21 protein-coding genes are annotated in these 21577 nt (G+C 58.4%); 7 read left to right on the top strand and 14 right to left on the bottom strand.

Going from position 1 to position 21577, the window contains the following annotated elements; all coding sequences use genetic code 11:
• Positions 1-7 precede the first annotated feature (7 nt).
• From potC to potA, 3 genes are read right to left on the bottom strand one after another with little or no spacing between them, the layout of a single operon-like run.
• On the bottom strand, positions 8-778 hold the full coding sequence (gene potC, locus ACTG20_RS12625) for a spermidine/putrescine ABC transporter permease PotC (RefSeq protein WP_005345410.1): 771 nt from the start codon (positions 776-778) through the stop codon (positions 8-10).
• On the bottom strand, positions 775-1662 hold the full coding sequence (gene potB, locus ACTG20_RS12620; RefSeq protein WP_194496433.1) for a spermidine/putrescine ABC transporter permease PotB: 888 nt from the start codon (positions 1660-1662) through the stop codon (positions 775-777). Before potB ends, potC begins: the two co-directional genes overlap by 4 nt.
• Complete coding sequence (gene potA / locus ACTG20_RS12615; protein WP_042083132.1) at positions 1649-2752, bottom strand: spermidine/putrescine ABC transporter ATP-binding protein PotA; 1104 nt, start codon at positions 2750-2752, stop codon at positions 1649-1651. The genes potB and potA overlap by 14 nt, the downstream gene beginning before the upstream one ends.
• Positions 2753-2953: 201 nt before the next feature.
• Here potA and ACTG20_RS12610 point away from each other — a divergent pair, with 201 nt between their 5' ends.
• A complete protein-coding gene (locus ACTG20_RS12610; protein ID WP_439987888.1) occupies positions 2954-3691 on the top strand; it encodes a hypothetical protein in 738 nt (245 codons plus the stop codon).
• Between the two features lie 16 nt (positions 3692-3707).
• Positions 3708-4394 (top strand): DUF2987 domain-containing protein, encoded by a 687-nt coding sequence (locus ACTG20_RS12605; RefSeq protein ID WP_194496434.1) that lies wholly within the window; start codon positions 3708-3710, stop codon positions 4392-4394.
• Between the two features lie 103 nt (positions 4395-4497).
• On the opposite strand, the gene ttcA is transcribed toward ACTG20_RS12605, so the two are convergent.
• The 11 genes from ttcA to ccoN form a co-directional block, all read right to left on the bottom strand.
• Positions 4498-5406, bottom strand: coding sequence for a tRNA 2-thiocytidine(32) synthetase TtcA (gene ttcA / locus ACTG20_RS12600; RefSeq protein WP_005336634.1), 909 nt, complete (start codon positions 5404-5406; stop codon positions 4498-4500).
• Positions 5407-5480: 74 nt separating this feature from the next.
• Entirely contained in the window at positions 5481-6428 is a 948-nt protein-coding gene (gene uspE / locus ACTG20_RS12595; RefSeq protein WP_005345417.1) for a universal stress protein UspE, read from the bottom strand.
• 149 nt (positions 6429-6577) lie between these two features.
• The gene (locus ACTG20_RS12590; RefSeq protein ID WP_005351934.1) at positions 6578-7333 is read right to left on the bottom strand and encodes an FNR family transcription factor; all 756 of its coding nucleotides are present in this window, start codon (positions 7331-7333) and stop codon (positions 6578-6580) included.
• 68 nt (positions 7334-7401) lie between these two features.
• Positions 7402-8088 carry a sulfite exporter TauE/SafE family protein gene (locus ACTG20_RS12585; protein WP_194496435.1) on the bottom strand — a complete coding sequence of 229 codons (687 nt, stop codon included), beginning with the start codon at positions 8086-8088 and terminating at the stop codon, positions 7402-7404.
• Positions 8072-8260: a cbb3-type cytochrome oxidase assembly protein CcoS gene (ccoS, locus tag ACTG20_RS12580; protein ID WP_194496436.1), complete on the bottom strand. Its 189-nt coding sequence runs from the start codon at positions 8258-8260 to the stop codon at positions 8072-8074. The genes ACTG20_RS12585 and ccoS overlap by 17 nt, the downstream gene beginning before the upstream one ends.
• Before the next feature lie 138 nt (positions 8261-8398).
• Positions 8399-10783 (bottom strand): heavy metal translocating P-type ATPase, encoded by a 2385-nt coding sequence (locus ACTG20_RS12575; protein WP_194496437.1) that lies wholly within the window; start codon positions 10781-10783, stop codon positions 8399-8401.
• A gap of 86 nt (positions 10784-10869) precedes the next feature.
• The gene (locus ACTG20_RS12570; protein WP_194496438.1) at positions 10870-11370 is read right to left on the bottom strand and encodes a FixH family protein; all 501 of its coding nucleotides are present in this window, start codon (positions 11368-11370) and stop codon (positions 10870-10872) included.
• A 140-nt stretch (positions 11371-11510) separates the two neighbouring features.
• Positions 11511-12494, bottom strand: coding sequence for a cytochrome-c oxidase, cbb3-type subunit III (ccoP, locus tag ACTG20_RS12565; RefSeq protein WP_021230094.1), 984 nt, complete (start codon positions 12492-12494; stop codon positions 11511-11513).
• A complete protein-coding gene (locus tag ACTG20_RS12560; protein WP_005336620.1) occupies positions 12494-12673 on the bottom strand; it encodes a CcoQ/FixQ family Cbb3-type cytochrome c oxidase assembly chaperone in 180 nt (59 codons plus the stop codon). Before ACTG20_RS12560 ends, ccoP begins: the two co-directional genes overlap by 1 nt.
• A 10-nt stretch (positions 12674-12683) precedes the next feature.
• Positions 12684-13298, bottom strand: a complete 615-nt coding sequence (gene ccoO, locus ACTG20_RS12555) for a cytochrome-c oxidase, cbb3-type subunit II (RefSeq protein ID WP_005336618.1) — start codon at positions 13296-13298, stop codon at positions 12684-12686.
• A gap of 16 nt (positions 13299-13314) precedes the next feature.
• Positions 13315-14739 (bottom strand): cytochrome-c oxidase, cbb3-type subunit I, encoded by a 1425-nt coding sequence (gene ccoN, locus ACTG20_RS12550; protein WP_005336616.1) that lies wholly within the window; start codon positions 14737-14739, stop codon positions 13315-13317.
• Positions 14740-15020: 281 nt separating this feature from the next.
• Here ccoN and ACTG20_RS12545 point away from each other — a divergent pair, with 281 nt between their 5' ends.
• From ACTG20_RS12545 to pepN, 5 genes are all read left to right on the top strand, one after another.
• Entirely contained in the window at positions 15021-15482 is a 462-nt protein-coding gene (locus ACTG20_RS12545; protein WP_194496458.1) for a hypothetical protein, read from the top strand.
• A gap of 93 nt (positions 15483-15575) precedes the next feature.
• Positions 15576-16034, top strand: a complete 459-nt coding sequence (locus ACTG20_RS12540; protein WP_005360536.1) for a GAF domain-containing protein — start codon at positions 15576-15578, stop codon at positions 16032-16034.
• A 102-nt stretch (positions 16035-16136) separates the two neighbouring features.
• The gene (proQ, locus tag ACTG20_RS12535; RefSeq protein ID WP_005351923.1) at positions 16137-16775 is read left to right on the top strand and encodes an RNA chaperone ProQ; all 639 of its coding nucleotides are present in this window, start codon (positions 16137-16139) and stop codon (positions 16773-16775) included.
• A gap of 8 nt (positions 16776-16783) precedes the next feature.
• Positions 16784-18799 (top strand): carboxy terminal-processing peptidase, encoded by a 2016-nt coding sequence (gene prc / locus ACTG20_RS12530; protein WP_194496439.1) that lies wholly within the window; start codon positions 16784-16786, stop codon positions 18797-18799.
• A gap of 144 nt (positions 18800-18943) precedes the next feature.
• A complete protein-coding gene (gene pepN / locus ACTG20_RS12525; protein ID WP_439987700.1) occupies positions 18944-21568 on the top strand; it encodes an aminopeptidase N in 2625 nt (874 codons plus the stop codon).
• Positions 21569-21577 lie beyond the last annotated feature (9 nt).

The raw sequence follows: 21577 nt of genomic DNA, 5'->3' as shown, positions 1-21577 counted from the left end.
GGCAGGGTTAACCCTGCCGTTTACGCAGTAACAGTTGCGCCAGCAGCACCATCCCGAGGGAGGCGACCAGCATCAGGGTGGCCAGGGCGTTGACCTCGGGGGAGACCCCCACCTTGACCATGGAGTAGATCTTGAGCGGCAGGATCTCGTAGGCCGGGCCGGTCACAAAGGAGCTGACCACCACGTCGTCCAGCGACAGGGTAAAGGAGAGCAGCCAGCCCGCCATCACCGCCGGCAGGGCCAGCGGCAGTATGATGCGGCGCAGGATGATCCACTCACCAGCCCCCAGATCCCGCGCGGCTTCCAGCATCCGCACATCAAAACCGCACAGCCGCGAGTAGACGGTGATCACCACGAACGGCAGGCAGAAGGTGATGTGGGCGATCAACAGCGACCAGAAGCCCAGCGCAATGCCGGTGGCCACAAACAGGGTCAGCAGGGAGATGGCCATCACGATATCGGGGGACATCATCACCACAAACAGCATGCCGCTCACGTACTGCTTGCCGCGAAAGCGATAGCGAAACAGCGCCACGGCGGTGAGGGTGCCGATCAGGGTCGCTGCGGTGGCGGTGAGGGCGGCGATGGTCAGGGAGTGCTGGGCCGCCTGCATCAGGCTGGCGCTGGCAAACAGCTTCTCATACCAGCCCAGGGTAAAGCCGCGCCAGTCGATGCCATATTTCGACAGGTTGAAGGAGTTGGCGATCAGCACTCCGATGGGTACATAGAGATAGCCAAACACCAGCAGCAAGAACAGAGCCTTCAGTGCGCGCATCATGCCAGCTCCCCCTTCTTGCTGAGCAGCTTGCCCGCCCGCCAGTAGCAGTAGACCAAGAGCGCCATCAGCACCGTCAGCATCACGCTGATGGCGGCGCCAAAGGGCCAGTCACGGCTGTTGAGGAACTGGGTCTTGATCAGGTTGCCGATCAGCAGATGCTTGGCGCCCCCCAGCAAGTCGGAGACGTAGAACATCCCCATGGCGGGCAGGAACACCAGCAGACAACCGGCGATGATGCCGGGCAGGGTGAGGGGCAAGATGATCCGCACCAGCCGCTGCCAGCCGTTGGCGCCGAGATCTCGCGCCGCCTCCAGCAAACGGCTATCCAGCTTCTCGATGCTGGAGTAGAGCGGCAGCACCATAAAGGGGAGCAGTACGTAGACCAGCCCGATGATGACGGCCACCTCGGTATACATCATCTGCAGCGGTCGTTCGATAAGCCCCAGATCCAGCAGCCAGCCATTGATCAACCCCCGGGTGCCGAGCAGCACTTTCAGCGCATAGGTGCGGATCAGGGAGTTGGTCCAGAACGGCACCACCACCAGAAACAGCAGCAGCGGGCGGATACGCGCTGGCAGATGAGCCAGCAGCCAGGCAAAGGGGTAGCCCACCAGCAGGCAGATGCTTGTAGCGAGCAGCGCCAGCCAGAGGGAGTGGAGCAGCACCTCGAAATAGAGCGGGTCTAGCAGGCGGCCATAGTTGCTCAGGGTAAAGAGCGGCGCGATAAGCTCGGACTCGTCACGGGTCAGGAAGCTGACGCCGATGATCATCAGGTTGGGCAGGAAGACAAACAGCGTCAGCCAGCCGAGGATCAGCGCGATGGCCCCGTTGCGAAAGCCGTTGTGGGCAAAGCTGTGTGGTACCCGCAGATTAGTGAGGCTCATAGGGCAGCACCACCTCCCAGCTGTCGACCCAGTGGATCGCCACCTCCTGACCCAGGCGATAGTCAAAGTCGGGGTCATCCTCGTCGAAGAACTCGGAGATAAGCAGCTGTTTGCCACTTTCGAGCTCGATCACCGAATCCAGCGTCGCCCCCTTGTAGTTGCGCTCGCGGATATTGCCCCGCAGCGCGCCACTTTGATCGTCATCCTGATCGAGAATGCGCAGATCTTCCGGGCGCAGCAGCACCAGCACCTTGTCGTCTGGCTGGAACGGCAAGGCGGTATGGAGCAGGCATTCTCGCCCCTCTACCTCGGCCTGCCAGATACCGGGTTCGCGCTGGCTGATCAGCTTGCCATCCATCACGTTGATCTCGCCGATAAAGCGGGCCACGAACAGGTTGGCTGGCGATTCGTAGATATCGCGCGGGGTGCCGCGCTGGATGATCTTGCCGCCTTCCATCACCAGGATGCGATCAGACATGGTGAGCGCCTCTTCCTGATCATGGGTGACGAAGACAAAGGTGATACCAAGGCGACGCTGCAGCGCCTTGAGCTCGCTCTGCATCTGCTTGCGCAGCTTGTAGTCGAGCGCCGAGAGGGATTCGTCGAGCAGCAGCAGGCGCGGCTTGTTGACCACGGCGCGGGCAATGGCGACCCGTTGTTGCTGACCGCCGGAGAGCTGATCCGGGCGGCGGTTGGCCAGCTCGGTGAGCTGCACCATGGCGAGGGTCTCCTCGACCCGCTGGCGGATCTCGCTGGCCGGTACTTTCTGCATCTCGAGGCCAAAGGCGACGTTTTCAAACACCGTCATATGGGGGAAGAGCGCATAGCTCTGGAACACGGTGTTGATGTGCCTGTGTTCGGCGGGGATATGGGTGATCTCGTCACCGGCCAGATGGATGGTGCCACCGTCGACCGATTCTAGCCCGGCCAGCAGGCGCAGCAGGGTGGTCTTGCCACAGCCGGAGGGGCCCAGCAGGGTAAGAAATTCACCGTCATAGATTTCAAGGTCAAGGTCACTCAGGATCACCTTGCCATCGTATTTTTTGCTGATCTTGTTCAGCGCGACAATTACCTGTGGATTGTTCATCATCCGCCAGTCTCACCCCAGCCAGTGGCCATCGTGTTGAAAGAGGGCCGCATTCTATGCAGCCGACACATGAAATTAAAGGCTTTTTGGCCCGAATTAGCCGCAAGTGCGCAGGAAAAACGGCTACGAATAGCAGACCAAATCGCTATAATGTGCCACCTGATTTGGTCGTTTTCGATATTGGATAGTCAATTGAGTAATAAAATGCGTATTGGCGGCTCCCTTGAGCAGTCTCTGAACCAGGGCTATCGCCTTGATCTGAAAGGGGTCATCCAGGAGGGATGGCAACAGACCCGCCGTACCGGATTTGGCCTGCTGCTGGCGATTGTCGGAGTGACGGCGATCTGGATCCTGCTCAGCAATGTGCTGCTGTTGCCCTATCTGGGGGATGACAGCCAGATGAATGTGGCCATGGTGCTGAGCCTGCTGATGACGGTGGTGATGGCCCCCATGACCAGCTCCCTCGATATGCTGGGGTTGCAGCAGTCGGTCGGGGTGCGCGCTAGAGCCAACCAGGTGTTCGACTTCTTTCGCCACTTTGTGCGTCTCGGCATGTTGAGCCTGCTTGGCAGTCTGCTCACCAGCCTGTTTGGCCCGCTGTTCGATCTGCTGGGATTGCCCGCAGTACTCTCTTTCATCCCCTCGGCTCTGATCGGCATGGGGCTGCTCTTTACCGTCCCGCTGGTGCTGGAGCGCGGCCTGACGCCGCCCCAGGCCATTCTGGTCTCTCTCAAGCTTTTCGCACGCGGCTGGCCAAGCATTGTGCTGTTCCACTGCGTGATGACCGCGCTCTTCTTCCTGGCTCTGATCCCCATGGGGTTGGGGCTTATCTGGGTGGCACCGCTCTATTTCAACTGCAAGGGGATCCTCTATCGGGATCTCTGCGGGGTGGGGGTAGAGGTTAACGAGGTGACAGAAGGCCCCAACCATTTCAATGCATGATGCAAAAGGACGTTGAATGACCCGTCGATATGGAGTGACCAAGGCTGTGCGCCAGAGTCTGCTGGCCACGCTCTTGCTGCCAGGGCTGGCGCTGGCTGAGCCAGTGCTGGCTCTGCAATACAGCACCTTCTACAGCCAGATGAAGACCTTTGCCAAAGGGGAGTTTGGTCACGCCAGACTGGGGTTTTATCTGACCGATCCGCAAAATGGTCAGCGCTGCGGCCTCACCTTTGCCCGGGTTGCAACCGACAGCAAGGAAGTGGCGGGCGAGGTGACGGTCGATAGCGAACTGCGCCTGCCTTTTGATGAGGATCTCAACCTCGACAAGGGGATCGTGACCGTCGGCCTGAAAGAAGAGCACGCCACATGCGATATGACGGTACAGGTAATGGCAGATGCGCCGAACGGGCCCGAGCTGCCCTTGGCCGAGCTGGCGGCCCGTCAGCTGCAGATGCAGTCGCTGCTCGACAAGATGGCAGGCATGGTCGGCAAGCACTTCCTGCCGAAGATGGAAGGGGTGCGCATTACCCTGGTGCAGCAGAGCGGCACTGCTTATCTGATTGATGGCGCCCGTCAGGAAGCACTACCCTGGCAGGAAGGCCACCTGCTGCTGAGCAATGAGCAACTGGCCGCGTTCGCCGCCGGGCAACTGCGCCTGCAGGCTGACGTGCTGCGACTGACCCCCTGGCTGCATAAAGGGTGAGATCGGTCGCGCTGTCACCGCAGTGACAGGCCAATCCAGAAAGCAAAAAGGAGCGATGTTCGCTCCTTTTTTATTGTTTGGCGTTTACTACTGTGAGCGCGGCTTAGCGCACTTCAATCACATCCAGCATGTCCATCTCGTCGATGTCCAGCAGCGGCGCCTTTGGCATCTCGGGCGGATCAAACGCCTTGTCGCCGCCATCGATGATGCCGGAGTCGCGGTTGATGCTCTTGAAGTCAAACAGCTTGTGGTCGAGCAGGTGGCTCGGGATCACGTCCTGAATGGCGGTGAACATGGTCTCGATACGACCGGGGAAGCGGCGATCCCAATCCTGCATCATCTGCTTGATGGCCTGACGCTGCAGGTTCTCCTGCGAGCCGCACAGGTTGCACGGAATGATGGGGAAGGCTTTGACGTCGGCGTAGCGGATCAGATCCTTCTCTTTGCAGTAGGCCAGCGGGCGGATCACCACGTTCTTGCCATCGTCGCTCACCAGTTTGGGCGGCATGGACTTGAGCTTGCCACCGTAGAACATGTTGAGGAACAGGGTCTCGAGGATGTCGTCGCGGTGGTGGCCAAGGGCAATCTTGGTGCAACCCAGCTCCTGGGCGGTGCGGTAGAGAATACCGCGGCGCAGCCGTGAGCAGAGGGAGCAGGTGGTTTTGCCTTCCGGTACCTTCTCCTTGACGATGGAGTAGGTATCTTCCTCGACTATCTTGTACTCGATGCCGAGGGAATCCAGATACTCGGGCAGCACATGCTCGGGGAAGCCGGGCTGCTTCTGATCCAGGTTGACGGCAACCAGATCGAAATGGATGGGGGCGCTGGCTTTGAGGCTCATCAGTATGTCGAGCATACCGAAGCTGTCCTTGCCGCCGGAGAGGCAGACCATGACCTTGTCGCCCTCTTCAATCATGTTGAAGTCGGCAATGGCCTGACCCACGTTGCGCCGCAGGCGCTTCTGCAGTTTGTTAAAACTGTATTTTTCTTTGGCGTTCAGCTCTTCTAGCATGCTCGTAAAACCCGGGACACAAATAAGCGCGTTATTATAGCCATGTCCCGGGGGAGGGCAAGGTGCCAGGCACCTTATGATTGATTGCGACGACTGTCGACCGGGCAGCTGTAGTCCGCCGGTTTGAGGATCAGGATGTCGCAGGAGAGGCGGTCAATCACATGTTCGGCAGTATTGCCGAGCAAAGCTGCAGAAAGCCCGGTACGGCCGACGCAGCCCATGATCATCAGGGTCGCCTTGAGCTCTTCGGCCATATCCGGCAACACCTCTTCCGGTAGCCCCTCTGCTACCCGGGTCCAGAGATGACCGATCCCGAACTTGTCGGCATGGCTTAGCAGCAGGCTTTCGTGATGTTTGCGGATCGCTTCGTTGTAGGCGTTGGGGTCAAACTCCGGCAGCTCGATGGCCACGTTGACCGGAGTGCCTGGGTAGGTGTTGACCAGATAGAGGTTGGAGCCCAGCAGCTCGGCGATGTCGCTTCCTTCCTGGGTGATCCGTTCGTTGAGCAATTTCTGATCCGGATCGTCGCTTGAGCAGTTGATGGCGGCGATGATGTTGCCGCCCCGTTGCCAGTGCCCCTCCTTGACCAGCAGCACCGGACAGGGGCATTTGCGCAGCAGGTGCCAGTCGGTGGGGGTAAAGATGAAGGTTTGCAGGAAGCTGTGATGATGAGTGGCTTTGACCACCAGATCGTGGCGCTGCTCCAGCACTTCCTGAATGACGCACTCGAAGGGGCGATTGTGCCAGACTACTTTCACCTCGCACTCGATCCCCTGTGCCCGATAGGGGGTCAGGATCTCGTCCAGCCACTCACGTCGCTGTGAAATGACGCCGTCGCGCATCTCTTGCCGCTCGTCCACCGAGAGCATGGCAGTCATTTCATACGAGAAGTCATAGATGGTGAGCAGCAGGGTCAGATGGGCGTTTTCGTCCAGCTCGGCGACTTTGACTGCCCGTTCGAGGGCGATTTGACGCTCCTCTTCTGGATTGATAACCACCAGAATATTCTGATATTTGACCATCTTCTCCTCCTTGGAAAAGTCCAATGACAGCAGAATCTTAGCCATTACAGCTTAGCGCAGGAGGAGGGTATGGGGAACGTACCGGATCACATTCCAGAGGAAAGGATCCGGCAGGAAAAGCAGGAGAAAAGTGAGAGGGGAGCGGAAAATCAGCCGCAGGGCGGGCGAGTTGCACCGGCCATCATGCCCAGCGCGACCTGATCCAGCACGGTAATGTATTTGCCTTTGACGCTGATGAGACCGGACTTCTGGAAGCGGCCGAGCAGACGACTGATGGTCTCAACGGTCAGCCCCAGATAGTTGCCAATGTCACCACGGGTCATGGAGAGACGGAACTCCTTGGCGGAGAAACCGCGCTCGGAGAAGCGTACCGACAGATTGTGCAGGAAGGCAGCGAGGCGCTCTTCAGCATTCTTCTTAGAGAGCAGCAGGATCATCTCCTGATCGCCCATGATTTCGCTGCTCATCAGACGCATGATCTGCTGGCGCAGTTTGGGCATCTTGCCGGAGAGATCATCCAGCACTTCAAACGGGATCTCGCACACCATGGCCGTTTCCAGCGCCTGGGCGAAGGAGGGGTGGGCCTGCTTGTTGATGGCATCAAACCCGACCAGATCGCCAGCGAGGTGGAACGCAGTGATCTGCTCATCCCCTTGCTCGGTGATGGTGTAAGACTTGATGGTCCCGGAACGGATGGCATAGAGCGATTTGAACTCATCGCCAGCCTTGAACAGCTCTTCACCCTTCTGGATCGGCTTCTTGCGCTCGATGATGCTGTCCAGCTGATCAAGCTCGTTGTCGTTCAGAGTGAAGGGAATACAGAGCTGACTGATGCTGCAATCCTGGCAATGAATTGCACAGCCACCGCTCTGGATACGTCTGCCAGGTTTCTTTTCCGGGATCATAGGCTCATACGAATAATTGATTTATATCAAACAAGTTTACCATCAACTCATCCGTTTTGGATAGGGTTTCAAAAGGAAGCAATGCCAATCCAGAAGGTATGCACCCCGAACAAAATGAGCAGCAGGGCCCCGCCAAGGCGCAAACTGCGCAGGGTGAGCCAGTATCTCAGGCGATCGGCAAGCCCGCCCAACGCGAACAGGGTGGGCAGGGTGCCGAGACCAAAAAAGAGCATGATGAGCGCCCCGCCGCTGGCCGAACCGGCCGCCGCGCTCCAGGTCAGCATGGAGTAGACCAGCCCGCAGGGCAGCCAACCCCACACCATGCCAAAGGGCAATGCCTGCAGCGGTGAGGTGAAGGGGAGAAATTTGCCCGCCAGCGGTTTGATACGGGGCCAAAGTCTGGCGCCGAGCCGCTCCAGCAGCAAGATCCCTTGCCACCAGCCCGCCAGATAGAGGCCAAGCGCAATCATCAATAACGCCGCCACCAGGCGTAAGCCGGCAATAGCGTGTTTGCCTGCGCCCAGCTCGCTGGTGGTGGCGAGCAGGCCGCCCACCAAGGCTCCTGCGATGACATAGCTCAGGATCCGGCCGAGGTTGTAGTTGAGCAGATAGGCAAGCCGCCCCCAAAAATGCTGCTTGTTGGCGGGGATCGCCATGGAGAGCGCGGCAGAGACGCCACCGCACATGCCGAAGCAGTGGGCGGAGCCTGCCAGTCCGACCAGCAGGGCGCCGGCCAGATCAAGGTTGTGGGTCATGGTCAGTAGGCTTTACGGGTTTGTGGGCAGGTTGCTCTTCGTCAAACAGGATGTTGGAACCCTGCCGGTCGAGATCTTCAAACTGCTCGGAGCGAATGGCCCAGAAGAAGACGACCCCGGCGATGATCACAAACAGGATAGCGATGGGGATCAGGACAAAAATTATATTCATGGGAGGTACCTTGGCGTTCATCCTTGGCAAGCGTCCCCTATGGTAACCCTGTTCTGGCAGGGGGCCAGCCGCTATCAGTGAGAAATGTGGCCTGCATCGGAGGCAGGCCACATTTTCAGCTATTTTCCGCCACCAGCCTCATCGGTTGAGGCGCATGGAGTTGGTTACCACGATGAGTGAACTGAGCGACATGCCCGCCGCCGCCAGATAGGGGGGCAGCCAGCCGCAGGCTGCCAGCGGCAGCACCAGCAGGTTGTAACCGATGGACCAGGCGAAGTTCTCGATGATGATCTTGCGGGTACGCATTGCCAGCACTCTGGCCTCGAGAAGTCGGCTCAGGTCATCGGCCAGCAGGATGGCGTCGGCGCTGTTTTTCGCCAGATCGGTGCCACCGGCCATGGCGAACGATGCGTGCGCCCCGGCCAGTACCGGGGCGTCGTTGATGCCATCGCCCACCATGATGCTGATATCCCCCTGGGCTTCCCGGGCCTTGAGGTAGGCCAGCTTGCCATCGGGTGAGACTCCCTTGACCAGCTCATCCACCCCCAGTTCCCGGGCAATCTCGTCTGCCTGCAAAGAGCTGTCGCCTGTGAGCACGGTAGTTTGCAGACCGGCTGCCTTGAATGCCGCGATCAGCGCCCTGGCATCGGGGCGCAGGGTATCTTCCAGATTGAAGCGGGCCAAGACATGCTGCTCGTCGGCCAGATAGATAGCCAGACCGCGGCCGCGCTCTTGCGCCGGATCCAGCCCAAGCCAGCGGGCACTGCCGATGCGGTAGCGTACGCCATCCACCAGCGCCGTGATGCCGTGACCGATGACCGGGGTGATCTCGCGGGCGGATGGCAGCACGGCGATGCTGTCGGCAGGTAGCCGGAAGGCGCGGGCAATGGGGTGTTCGGATTGCGCCTCCATGGCCCGGGCGATGGCGAGGCATTGCGTCTCGTCCATCTCTGCCAAGGAAGTGGTGCCTGTCAGACTGATCTCACCTGTGGTCAGGGTGCCAGTCTTGTCCATCACGATCCGGTTGGCCTTGGTCAGCACGTCCAGCACATGACCACGGCGCAGCAGAATGCCGTTGCGGGTCAGATTGGCGGTAGCCGAGGTCAGCGCCGTCGGGGTGGCCAGCGACAGAGCACAGGGGCAAGTGGCAACCAGCACGGCGAGGGTGACCCAGAACGCCTGATCCGGTTGATGGAAGTGCCAGAAGGTCCAGACCGCAGCGGCAATGATCAGCAACACCAGAATAAAGTGGCGCGACAGCTGATCCGCCATCTGGGCGATGGCCGGTTTGTCGTCGAGGGCGTGATCCTGCAGCCGCATGATCTGGGCGATCCGCGACTCTTCAATACGGTGGCTGACCCGGATCTGCAGCGGCGCATCCGTGTTGATGGTGCCGGCATAGACCTGCTCACCGCGCTGTTTGAGCAGGGGCAGCTGTTCACCGGTCAGCATGGATTCGTTGAGGCTGGCTTGCCCTTCGACAATGATGCCGTCCGCCGGCAAGGTGGCGCCGGCCAGTACCCGTACCCGATCACCGACCTGCAAGGTCTTGGCCGCTACCTCATGCTCCCCTTCATCATCGATGCGGGTCGCCATGATGGGCACCAGTCTGGCCAGGTTGGAGCTCGATTCCGACGCCTTACGCCGGGCCCGCAACTCGAGAAAGCGCCCCAGCAGCAGGAAGAAGACGAACATGGTGATGGAGTCGTAATAGACCTCACCGGTATTGAACACGGTGGCCCACATGGAGGCGATAAAAGCCCCGATCAGCGCCAGCGACACCGACACATCCATCGACAGGTGGCCCTGTTTCAGGCTGCGCCAGGCACCCACGTAAAAGGGTTGGGCTGAATAGATCATGATGGGGGTGGAGAGCAACAGGCTTATCCACTTGAAGTAGACCATGAACTCATCTTCAACGCTGATGAAGAGGTCCATATAGAGGGCCACGGCGCACATCATCACCTGCATCGAGCCCAGCCCTGCCAGTGCCAGCCGGAACATATAGCTGCGCACCTCTTTGGCGTAGAGCGCCTCCTGTTGATGGGTCTGGAACGGGTAGGCACGATAGCCGATTTGGGCAAATCCCTTGAGAATGTCACTCAGGGAGAGCTGGCCCGGATCCCACTTGATGCGGGCCCGGTGGGTGGTGGTGTTGACGTTGATGTAGCGCAGGCCGCCAAGGGTCATCAGGTGGCGTTCGATAAGCCAGGCACAGGCGGCGCAGGTGAGCCCTTCAACTGTCAGCTGGATTTCGCGAAGGGTACCGCTGTCGGTGACAAAATCCTGTTGCACTTCTGCCAGATCGTAGTGGGTGAGGGCGGCTAGCTCCTCGGGTACCAGATCCCCCTTGGTACCGGGGGCGGTGCGGTGATCGTAGTAACTGGCGAGGCCGCACTCCATGATGGTTTCCGCCACCGCCTGACAACCGGGGCAGCACATGGGGCGAACAATCCCCTTTATCTCGAGGGAATAGCCACTATTGGCGGGTACCGGCTCGCCACAGTGAAAACAGGGGGTCATGCGTTATGCCCCCCTGAATGCAGAATGCAAGCAGCAGGGGCGCTGGCGAGCACCGGCTCGCCACAGTGAGAACAGCCGGTCATGGCTTAGCGTCCTTTCGGGTCGAGTTCGACAGGGCCCAGGGTGGGCAGCTGGACGGTCTCTTGCAATCGCCACTCATGATCGAAGGCATCGACCCGAATGTGCCACTTGCCGACCAGCGGCTTGTCGAAATGGAGGCGATAGGTGCCGCTCGCATCGGCGGTGATCATGTGTTCGCTGTCCTGACCGGCCAAGGTCGGGTGAAACAATGAGAGATAGAGAGCTTGCCCGGCAGGAATGTCACCGCTGATGGGTTTGAGGGTCAGCTCGTTGCCGTCAACCTCCAGTCCAAAGCGGATATTGAGCGCTTCGGAGCGGTCAAACTTGCTCAAGTCCTGATTGATCTCTTTCCCTTGTTTGTAATAGTCCTCGGCCACCAGATTGACCCCATCCTTGCTGGCGATGATGGCGGTGGCGATGCTGCCGACCACGGCGGCAGTGGGGAGGGCGATGATAAACCAGGGCCAGAATTGGCGATACCACGGTTTGGATAGAGGTTGGGTCATGATTGCTACTGCCATGAAACGAATGATTAACGTGGAAGATGGTTTTTACGCAACACAAGATAACAAAAAGCCTCGAGGAGTCGAGGCTTTTTGCTGTGTAATCACGTGTTTATCACATGTTACAACGTTACGGGCGAACCTTATTTGGCAGACTGTTGATGAGACAGGCTGTAAACGTAGGAGGCCAGCAGGTGAACCTTGTCCTCACCCAGAATGTCTTTCCAGGCTGGCATCACGCCGTGACGACCGTGGGTGATGGTTTGCACCACCACTTCGCGGGAGCCACCGTAGAGCCAGGTGTTGTTGGTCAAATCAGGCGCACCGACGGCAACACCGCCCTTGGCATCGGCCCCGTGGCAGGCAGCGCAGATGGCAAAGCGTGCTTCACCTTTCTTCGCTTCCACCAGGTCGACTTTGCGACCTGAGAGGCTCAGCACATAGGAGGCCACTTCCTGAACGCCATCTTTGCCGAGGATTTCACCCCAGGCAGCCATGATCCCCTGGCGACCGCCCATGATGGTGGTCTTGATTTGATCTGGCTGGCCGCCCCATTGCCATTCGCTGTCGGTCAGGTTCGGGAAGCCACGGCCACCACGGGCATCGGAGCCGTGGCACTGGGAGCAGTTCTGCAGGAACAGGCGCTGACCCACTTTCAGGGCTTCCGGATCCTTGGCGATCTCGGTAATGGCACGATAGGTTTTGCCATCCGCTTCATAGGTGAGTTCACGGAACTTGGCGCCGTAGATCTCGTCAGCCTTGGCGACCTCGCGGTCATACTCCACTGCGCGACCTTCGGCCTTGGCCGATTCGGTTGCAGCCTTGGACTCGGCCAGCGAGCGCACGTCCTGGTTGGAACTTTGCCAGCCCAGCAGGCCTTTGAAGTTGCCAAGCCCCGGGAAGGCGACCAGATAGACCAGACCGGTGACGATGAAGAAGAGGAACATGTAAGTCCACCACTTCGGCAGCGGGTTGTTGATCTCCTCGATGCCATCGAAGGAGTGACCCATCGATTTGCCTTCTTCAACACCCATCTTGTCCTTGCGGCACCACATCAGCAGCAAGAAGCAGCCGAGGATGGTTCCCAGACTGATGACAGTCACAAAAATGCTAAACAGAGTGCTCATTATTGTTTCGCTCCTGCGTTCTTTTTATCAGCACCGGGTTGCTCATCATCGGCAAAAACCAGATTGGCAGCCTCGTCGAAAGAGGTCTTGCGGCGTTTGCTGTAGGCCCAGACGATGATGCCAATCATGATGGCCATCAACAGCAGGGTATACAGACCGCGAAATGTGCCGTAGTCCATCTTCGCCTCCTTATTTCAGGGCATGACCCAGTGATTGCAGATAGGCCACCAGCGCATCCAGCTCGGTTTTGCCCTTGACGGCTTCGCCCGCACCCTGAATATCGGCGTCGGTATAGGGCACACCGAAGTGATCGCGGAACAGCGCCAGCTTCTTGGCGGTCATCTCGCCGGTCAGCACATTGGTATCAAGCCAGGGGTAGGCGGGCATGTTGGATTCCGGTACCACATCGCGCGGGTTGATCAGGTGAACCTTGTGCCATTCGTCGGAGTAGCGGCCACCGACACGGGCCAGATCCGGACCTGTACGCTTGGAGCCCCACAGGAAGGGGTGCTCCCAGACGCTCTCGCCTGCGACCGAGTAGTGACCGTAACGCTCGGTTTCGGCACGGAACGGACGGATCATCTGGCTGTGGCAGTTGGTGCAGCCTTCGCGAATGAAGATGTCGCGTCCTTCCATCTGCAGGGCGGTGTAGGGCTTGAGGCCCTCCACCGGCTCGGTGGTTTGCTTCTGGAAGAACAGCGGAGTGATTTCAACCAGGCCCCCCAGACTGATGGCGAAGATGATGCCGACCACCAGCATGGGAACGCTTTTTTCAAATATTTCGTGACGGTTATTGTTGCTCATGGGTTGACCTCTTCAATCATGCTGGCTGGGCGACAGGTTCCAGAGAACCTTTGGGCGCAGTGATGGTGCGATAGGCGTTGTAAGCCATCAGCAACATGCCGGTGACGAAGAAGCAGCCACCCAGGAAGCGCACGAAATAGAAGGGATAGGATGCCTGCAGCGCTTCAACGAAGCTGTAGGTCAGGGTGCCGTCTTCGTTGACTGCACGCCACATCAGGCCCTGCATCACGCCGGAAATCCACATGGCAACGATGTAGAGCACGGTGCCCACGGTCGCCAGCCAGAAGTGAACGTTGATCAGCTTGACGCTGTACATCCGGCCCTGGCCGAACAAGTTCGGGATCAGGTGATAAACCGCACCGATGGAGACCATGGCAACCCAGCCCAGCGCACCGGAGTGCACGTGACCGACGGTCCAGTCGGTGTAGTGGGAGAGGGCGTTGACGGTTTTGATCGCCATCATCGGGCCTTCGAAGGTCGACATGCCGTAGAAAGAGAGGGAGACGATCAGGAAGCGCAGGATGGGGTCATAACGCAGTTTGTGCCAGGCACCGGAGAGGGTCATGATGCCGTTGATCATACCGCCCCATGAGGGGACGAACAGGATCAGGGACATCACCATGCCCAGTGACTGAGCCCAGTCAGGCAGTGCGGTGTAGTGCAGGTGGTGCGGACCGGCCCAGATATAGAGGGAGATCAGCGCCCAGAAGTGGACGATGGAGAGGCGATAGGAGTAAACCGGGCGACCGGCCTGCTTGGGCACGAAGTAGTACATCATCCCTAGGAAGCCAGCGGTCAGCAGGAAGCCTACCGCGTTGTGGCCATACCACCACTGCACCATGGCGTCCATGGCGCCGGAGTACATGGAGTAGGACTTCATGCCGGAGAGCGGCACTTCCATGTTGTTGACAATGTGCAGCACCGCAACGGTGATGATGAAGGCGCCGAAGAACCAGTTGGCCACATAGATGTGGGAGGTGGTGCGCTTCATCAGGGTGCCGAAGAAGACGATGGCATAGGCGACCCATACCACAGTGATGGCGATATCAATCGGCCACTCCAGCTCGGCATACTCTTTGGCGGAGGTGTAACCCAGCGGCAGAGAGATGGCGGCAGAGAGGATGATTGCTTGCCAGCCCCAGAAGACGAAGGTTGCCAGCGGGCCACCAAACAGTCTGGTTTGACAGGTGCGCTGCACCACGTAAAACGAGGTGGCCATCAGTGCACTGACGCCGAAGGCGAAGATCACTGCGTTGGTATGGAGGGGCCGCAGACGACTGTAAGTCAGCCACGGGGTCTCGAAGTTGAGGGCAGGCCAGATCAACTGGGCTGCGATCAGTACGCCAACCGACATGCCGACAATTCCCCAGACAATCGTCATGACGGTAAACTGGCGAACAACGGTGTAGTTGTACTCAGGATGGTTAGTTGTATGGCTCATCGTTATATTCCGCTTCCGATGCTGCTGTTGTTTGGTTTTGTATCCGGAGGACCGGACTGGCTTCATCAGCCACCGCCGACCAGTTGTTAACATCTGTTAACGAAAGGAAAAGCAAAAGATGGCTAAATGAAAACTGCATGGGAATGATACTGAAGTGACAGGTAAAATAACAGTATAAACAGTGATATATTTGGCTCCGTCTGGTCTCGATATGGCAGTTTTTTACCTTGTTCGAGATCACAAAAAACTATTTTAATTGCATCTTAATCGGGCTGTTTTTGATGAAAGAGAGACTTACCGCACGTAAAGTTTTGCACCTCGTACTGGTATTGGCGCTGTTATTGGCGCTGATGGCCTATCGCACCTGGTTTTCGGCCGATAACAGCGTCTCTGCTGACCAGAAAAAAGATCAGATTTGTGATCTTTCCCACACCCCTTGCAGCGCGCTGATTGGTGACAAGCCGCTGACGGTCGCCATCAAGGAATTACCGCTGCGCGCCGAACATGACTTTGCCATCGCTATTACCGGCGGCGATCCGGCCATCAAACCGGTGAAAGCGACACTCGAAGGCAAAGATATGTTTATGGGCACCATTCCGGTGAGCTTTGAAGGAATAGACGGACAGTGGCAGGGGGTGACCCAGGTGGGGAGCTGTACATCACCCGTCATGATCTGGTTGTTAAATATCGAGTGGAGTAATGGTCAACGCCAGCAATTGGCGCTTTCCGTTGCCCGGGAATAACGGCGCAAGAGGTGGGGAGTGGAAAAAATATTTGAAATTTCCCGGCCAGGCGTTACCTTCCCCAAACCATCAGGGAGTGAAGTTCATTTAATCATGATTGAAAAACAACCGTTTTATCGCACCCTCAACCAGCAGGCCAAGGCGCTGTTGGAGGGGGAAACCGATCTTATTGCCAATCTGGCCAACCTCTCCGCACTGCTTAATCAGGAGCTGGCGGAGATCAACTGGGTCGGTTTTTATCTGTTGCAGGGCGAGACCCTGGTATTGGGGCCATTTCAGGGTAAACCGGCCTGCGTGCGGATCCCGGTCGGCCGCGGGGTGTGTGGTACGGCAGTGGCAGAGGGGAGAACCCAGCTCATTGACGATGTCCACCAGTTCGACGGTCACATCGCTTGCGATGGCGCGAGCAACTCGGAAATCGTGATCCCGGTGCGCCGTGGTGGCGAGATCATCGGGGTGCTCGATATCGACAGTCCGATTTTTAACCGTTTCGACCAGCAAGACCGGATTGGCCTCGAAGAAACGGTGCAAATTTTGGAAAGCATGCTCTAAGTCATTGCTAGATGGTTCGCAAAAGGCCCCAAGCTCTCTATAATGGGGCCTTTGTTGTGCTCGGGACGTGCCCGTGCGTTTATATGAAAGCCAAGGTTATACATGGAAAACACTGAGAAGCTGAAGAACAGTAAAGAGATCGTTGCCTACCTGGTCGAGAAATTCCCGGCCTGCTTCGTTGCTGAAGGAGAGGCCAAGCCGCTCAAGATTGGCATCTTCCAGGATTTGGCCGAGCGTCTTGCTGACGATGCCAGAGTCTCCAAGACCATGCTGCGTTCCGCACTGCGTCAATACACCTCCAGCTGGCGCTACCTGCACGGTCTCAAAGCTGGCCAGGCTCGCGTTGATCTGGATGGCAACCCGGGCGAGCTGCTGACCGAAGAGCACATCGAGCACGCCAAGCAAGCTCTGAAAGAGAGCAAAGAGCGCGTATTCGCCAGCCGTCGTACCAATACCAAAGAGAAGGATGAGAAGGCCAAGAAACCCCGTCGTCCTGCTGTGCGCAAAACCGAGAAAGCTGATGTAGCTGCCAAGCCGAAAGCTGCCGCCAAGGCACCGGTCGCTGACGCTCCGCTGGTTAAAGTGGATGCCGCTACGCTGAAAGTGGGCCAGGATGTGCGCGTCGTTATGGGTAAATTCCCGGTTCCGGCAACCATCAAGGAAGTAACCAAGGACGATGTACAGGTCCAACTGCAGACCGGCATGATGGTGCGGGTCAAATCAGAGCACTTGGTTCTCTAAGGAGACAAATGTTGAAGCATGGCGTAATTCGTTTTTCCCTCGTTGCCTGTAGCCTGGCGCTTGCCGGGCTTGCACAGGCCATCGAGCCGGTGCTCAAGGAGAGTGATTTGCCTGTGTTGGCTCAAGAGAGCCAACATGCTACGGCCAGCAAGCGAATTACCAATCTGTTTACCCGCTCGCACTACAAACAGTTCAAGCTGGACGATGCCTTTTCCTCCGTGATTTTCGATAAATATCTGGAGAATCTGGACTACAGCCGCAACCTGTTTTTGGCCTCTGATATCAGCCGTTTTGAAAAGTACCGTAACGGTTTTGACACCGACCTCGAAAGAGGCCGTCTGGCTCCCGCCTACGAGATGTTCAACCTGAGTCAGCAGCGGCGTTATGAGCGGTTCGAATACGCCCTCAAACTGCTTGATACTCCTTTCGATTTTACCCAGACCGACAACTATGTGTTTGATCGGGAAGGGGCGGCTTGGCCCAAAGATGAAGCAGAGCTCAACGAGCTGTGGCGTCAGCGGGTCAAGTTTGATGCTCTGAGCCTCAAGCTCAGTGGCAAGGAGTGGCCCGAGATCAAGGAGCTGCTTGGCAAGCGTTACAACAACGCCATCAAGCGGATGTCCCAGACCGAGAGCGAGGATGTCTTCCAGCTCTTCATGAACTCCTTCGCTCGCGCCATCGAACCGCACACCAGTTACCTCTCACCGCGCAGTGCCGATCGTTTCAATACCGAGATGAACCTCTCGCTGGAGGGGATTGGTGCCGTGTTGCAGGCGGAAGATGACTTTACCGTCATCCGTTCTCTGGTGCCCGGTGGCCCGGCTGCCAAATCCAACCACCTCAAGCCCGATGACAAGATCACCGGGGTGGGGCAGGAAGATGGCAAGATTGTCGATGTGATCGGCTGGCGTCTTGATGACGTGGTCGAGCTCATCAAGGGGCCCAAGGGGAGCAAGGTCAAGCTGGAGATCCAGCGCGGCAAGGGCGCAACTGCCAAGACCGAGCAGATCGAGCTGACCCGCGACAAGGTGCGCCTTGAAGACCGGGCTGCCAAGTCCAAGGTGATTAACGCCGAAGGCAAGAAGATTGGTGTCATCGAGATCCCGAGTTTTTACGTCAATCTGCACGATGACGTGATCAAGGAGCTCTCCAGCCTGAACAAGAAGAAGATCGATGGCTTGATCATTGATCTGCGCGGTAACGGCGGCGGCGCCCTGACTGAAGCTTCCGCCCTCAGCGGTCTCTTCTTTGCCAGCGGTCCCGTGGTGCAAATTCGTGATCACATGGGCCGTATCACGGTCAATGGCGATGACGATGGCAACGTCTACTACGGCGGCCCGATGTCGGTGATGATAGACCGCTACAGTGCCTCGGCCTCCGAGATCTTCGCTGCGGCCATGCAGGATTATGGCCGCGCCCTGATCCTGGGTGAAAACTCGTTCGGCAAGGGGACGGTGCAGCAGCATCGCAGCCTCGCCAAGGTCTATGACTTCTACGAGCAGCCGCTCGGTCACGTGCAGTACACCATCGCCAAGTTCTACCGGATCGACGGTGGCAGCACCCAGAACAAGGGCGTTGCGCCGGATATCAGCTTCCCGACACCGGTTGCTCCGGAAGAGACGGGCGAAAGCCGTGAGTTCAATGCGTTGCCGTGGGACAAGATTGCCTCCGCCAACTACGAGAAACTCGGCAACTTCGCCAGCGTACTGCCCAAGTTGCAGGCAGCGCACGATGCCCGGATCGCCAAGGATCCCGAGTTTGCCTATGTGATGCAAGACATCGCCGACTACAAGGAGGAGAAAGACAAGAAGTCGGTCTCCCTCAACGAGGCGGAGCGTGTTGCAGAGCAGGCTAGACAGGATGAGAAAGCGCTCAAACGTACCAACGAGCGTCTGGCACGTCTTGGCAAGCCGGCGGTGAAGAGTCTGGATGAGCTGCCCGCTGATTTTGAAGCGCCGGATGAGTATCTCATCGAAGCGGCCAATATCACGGCAGATCTGGCCAAGGTCAGCAAACGCAGCTGACAAAGCGACCTCCAATGCACAAGGGCGACTGCGGTCGCCCTTTCTTTTTGTCTGGCTTATCTGGCGTAATGCAAATTGTTTGACCCCGCCAGTTGGTTGTGACAGCCTCTTTCTCGCCTTTAACAAGCGTGGAAGCAGACAATAATGACCGATCACTCTCAGGCCATGACGGCCAAATATCGCCAGGATTATCAGGCGCCGCTCTACTGGATCGACACCATCGACCTCGATTTCCAACTGCAGGAGCCGCTGACCCAGGTCACCGCCATCACTCGCATTCGTCGCAACGGCGAGCACAATGCGCCGCTCGTCCTCGATGGTGAGCAGCTGACCCTCAAAAGCGTTGCTATTGATGGCATTCCCTGTGACCACTACGAGCAAGGCGAGAGCAGTCTGACCCTGTTCAACCTGCCAGCCGAATGTGTGCTGACCATCGTCACCCTGCTGGATCCGGCCGCCAACACCGCGCTGGAAGGGCTTTACAAGTCAGGCGATGCCTACTGCACCCAGTGTGAAGCGGAAGGCTTTCGCCGCATAACCTATTATCTGGACCGCCCCGACATTCTGGCGCGCTACAGCACCCGCATTACCGCCGACAAAGCCCAGTTCCCCTTCCTGCTCTCCAATGGCAACAAGGTCGACAGCGGTGATCTGGATGGCGGCCGTCACTTCGTGCAGTGGCAGGATCCTTTCCCCAAACCGAGCTACCTGTTTGCGCTGGTGGCCGGTGATTTCGATGTCGAGCGCAGCCACTACACCACCAAGAGCGGCCGCAAAGTGGCCCTCGAGATCTTCGTCGACAAGGGCAACCTCGATCGCGCCGGTTTTGCCATGGAGAGCCTCATCAACTCCATGCGTTGGGACGAACAGCGTTTCGGTCTCGAGTATGATCTCGACATCTACATGATCGTCGCGGTGGACTTCTTCAACATGGGCGCCATGGAGAACAAGGGGCTCAACATCTTCAACTCCAAGTTCGTGCTGGCCAATCCGGCCACTGCCACTGACAGCGACTACCACGGTATCGAACGGGTGATCGGTCACGAATATTTCCACAACTGGACCGGCAACCGCGTCACCTGTCGAGACTGGTTCCAGCTCAGCCTGAAAGAGGGGCTGACGGTATTCCGGGATCAGGAGTTCTCCTCCGACTTGGGCTCCCGTGGCGTCAACCGCATCAACAACGTGCGTACCGTCCGCGGCCCGCAGTTTGCCGAAGATGCCGGCCCCATGGCGCACCCGATCCGCCCGGATGTGGTGATCGAGATGAACAACTTCTACACCCTGACCGTCTATGAGAAGGGGTCGGAAGTGATCCGCATGATGCACACCCTGCTGGGGGAAGATGCCTTCCAGGCCGGTATGCGCCTCTATTTCGAGCGTCACGACGGCTCGGCCGCCACCTGCGATGATTTCGTGCAGGCGATGGAGGATGCTTCCGGTGTCGATCTTGGCCGTTTCCGCCGCTGGTACAGCCAGTCAGGCACCCCCGAGCTGACCGTCACCGACGAGTACGATTCCGCGAGCGGTGTTTACCGTCTGCATGTGAGCCAGCACACCCCGCCGACTCAGGATCAGCCGCAAAAGCTGCCGCTGCATATCCCCCTCGATATCGAGCTCTATGACGAGCAGGGTGCCGTTATCCCGTTGCAGTATCAGGGAAAGGCCATCGGCAACGTGCTCGACGTGCTGGAAGCGGAGCAGACCTTCGAATTCGATCGGGTGCCGGTCAAGCCGGTTCCCTCCCTGCTGCGGGACTTCTCCGCACCGGTCAAGCTGCACTATGACTACAGCGACGAAGCGCTCGCCTTCCTGATGCGCTTTGCCCGCAACGAGTTTGCCCGCTGGGATGCGGCCCAGATGCTGATCAACAAAGCGGTCATCGACGGGGTGGCACGGGTCCAGCATGGGCAGGGGGTTGAGCTCTCCCAAACCCTGCTGGCCGCCTTCGTCGCCATTCTGGACGACAGTGAACTGGATTTGGCCCTCAAGGCGGAGATCCTGGCGCTGCCCGGTGAAGCGACCCTGGCCGAGCTGTTCGAGGTGGCCGATATCGATGCCATCCATCAGGTGCGCGACGCGATCCACACCCGTCTTGCCGAGGCCTTTGGTGCGCGCTTGGCGGCAACCTATCAGAGCCTGCGTCTGAACGGTTATCAGGTGGTGCATGCCGACATGGCCAAACGGGCCCTCAAAGGGGCCGTGCTCGGCTATCTGGCGGCACTGGATGCGGAGCATGCTGATGCGCTGGTGCGCGAGCAGTATGCAGCTGCCGACAACATGACCGACACCCTGGCGGCGTTGCAGGTGGCCAACGGATATCTGTTGCCATGCCGCGCCGCGCTGTTGGCCGATTTTGAAGGCAAGTGGGCCAAGGATGGACTGGTGCTGGACAACTGGCTGCGGCTGATTGGCAGCAAACCGGCAGCCGATGTGCTTAGCGAAGTGAAACAGGCGATGGCTCACCCCACTTTCAGCATTCGCAATCCGAACCGGCTGCGGGCGCTGATCGGCAGCTTCGCCATGAGCAATCAGGTGCAGTTCCATGCGGTGGATGGCAGCGGTTACCGTTTCCTGACCGATCTGCTGATCGAGCTCAACGAGGTCAATCCGCAGGTGGCCTCCCGCCTCATCACTCCGCTTATCCAGTTCAAGCGACTGGATGAGGCGCGCAAGGCGCTGATCCGCGCCGAGTTGACCCGCCTTGCCAACCTTGAGGGGCTGGCACGGGATCTGTTCGAGAAGGTCAGCAAGGCGCTGCAGCAGTAAGTGTCGACG

It is taken from the genome of Aeromonas sp. 84A, assembly GCF_051919345.1.
Lineage (GTDB): Bacteria > Pseudomonadota > Gammaproteobacteria > Enterobacterales > Aeromonadaceae > Aeromonas > Aeromonas veronii.
Note: the sequence above shows the minus strand (reverse complement) of the source record. Positions and strands in the feature narration are given on the sequence as shown.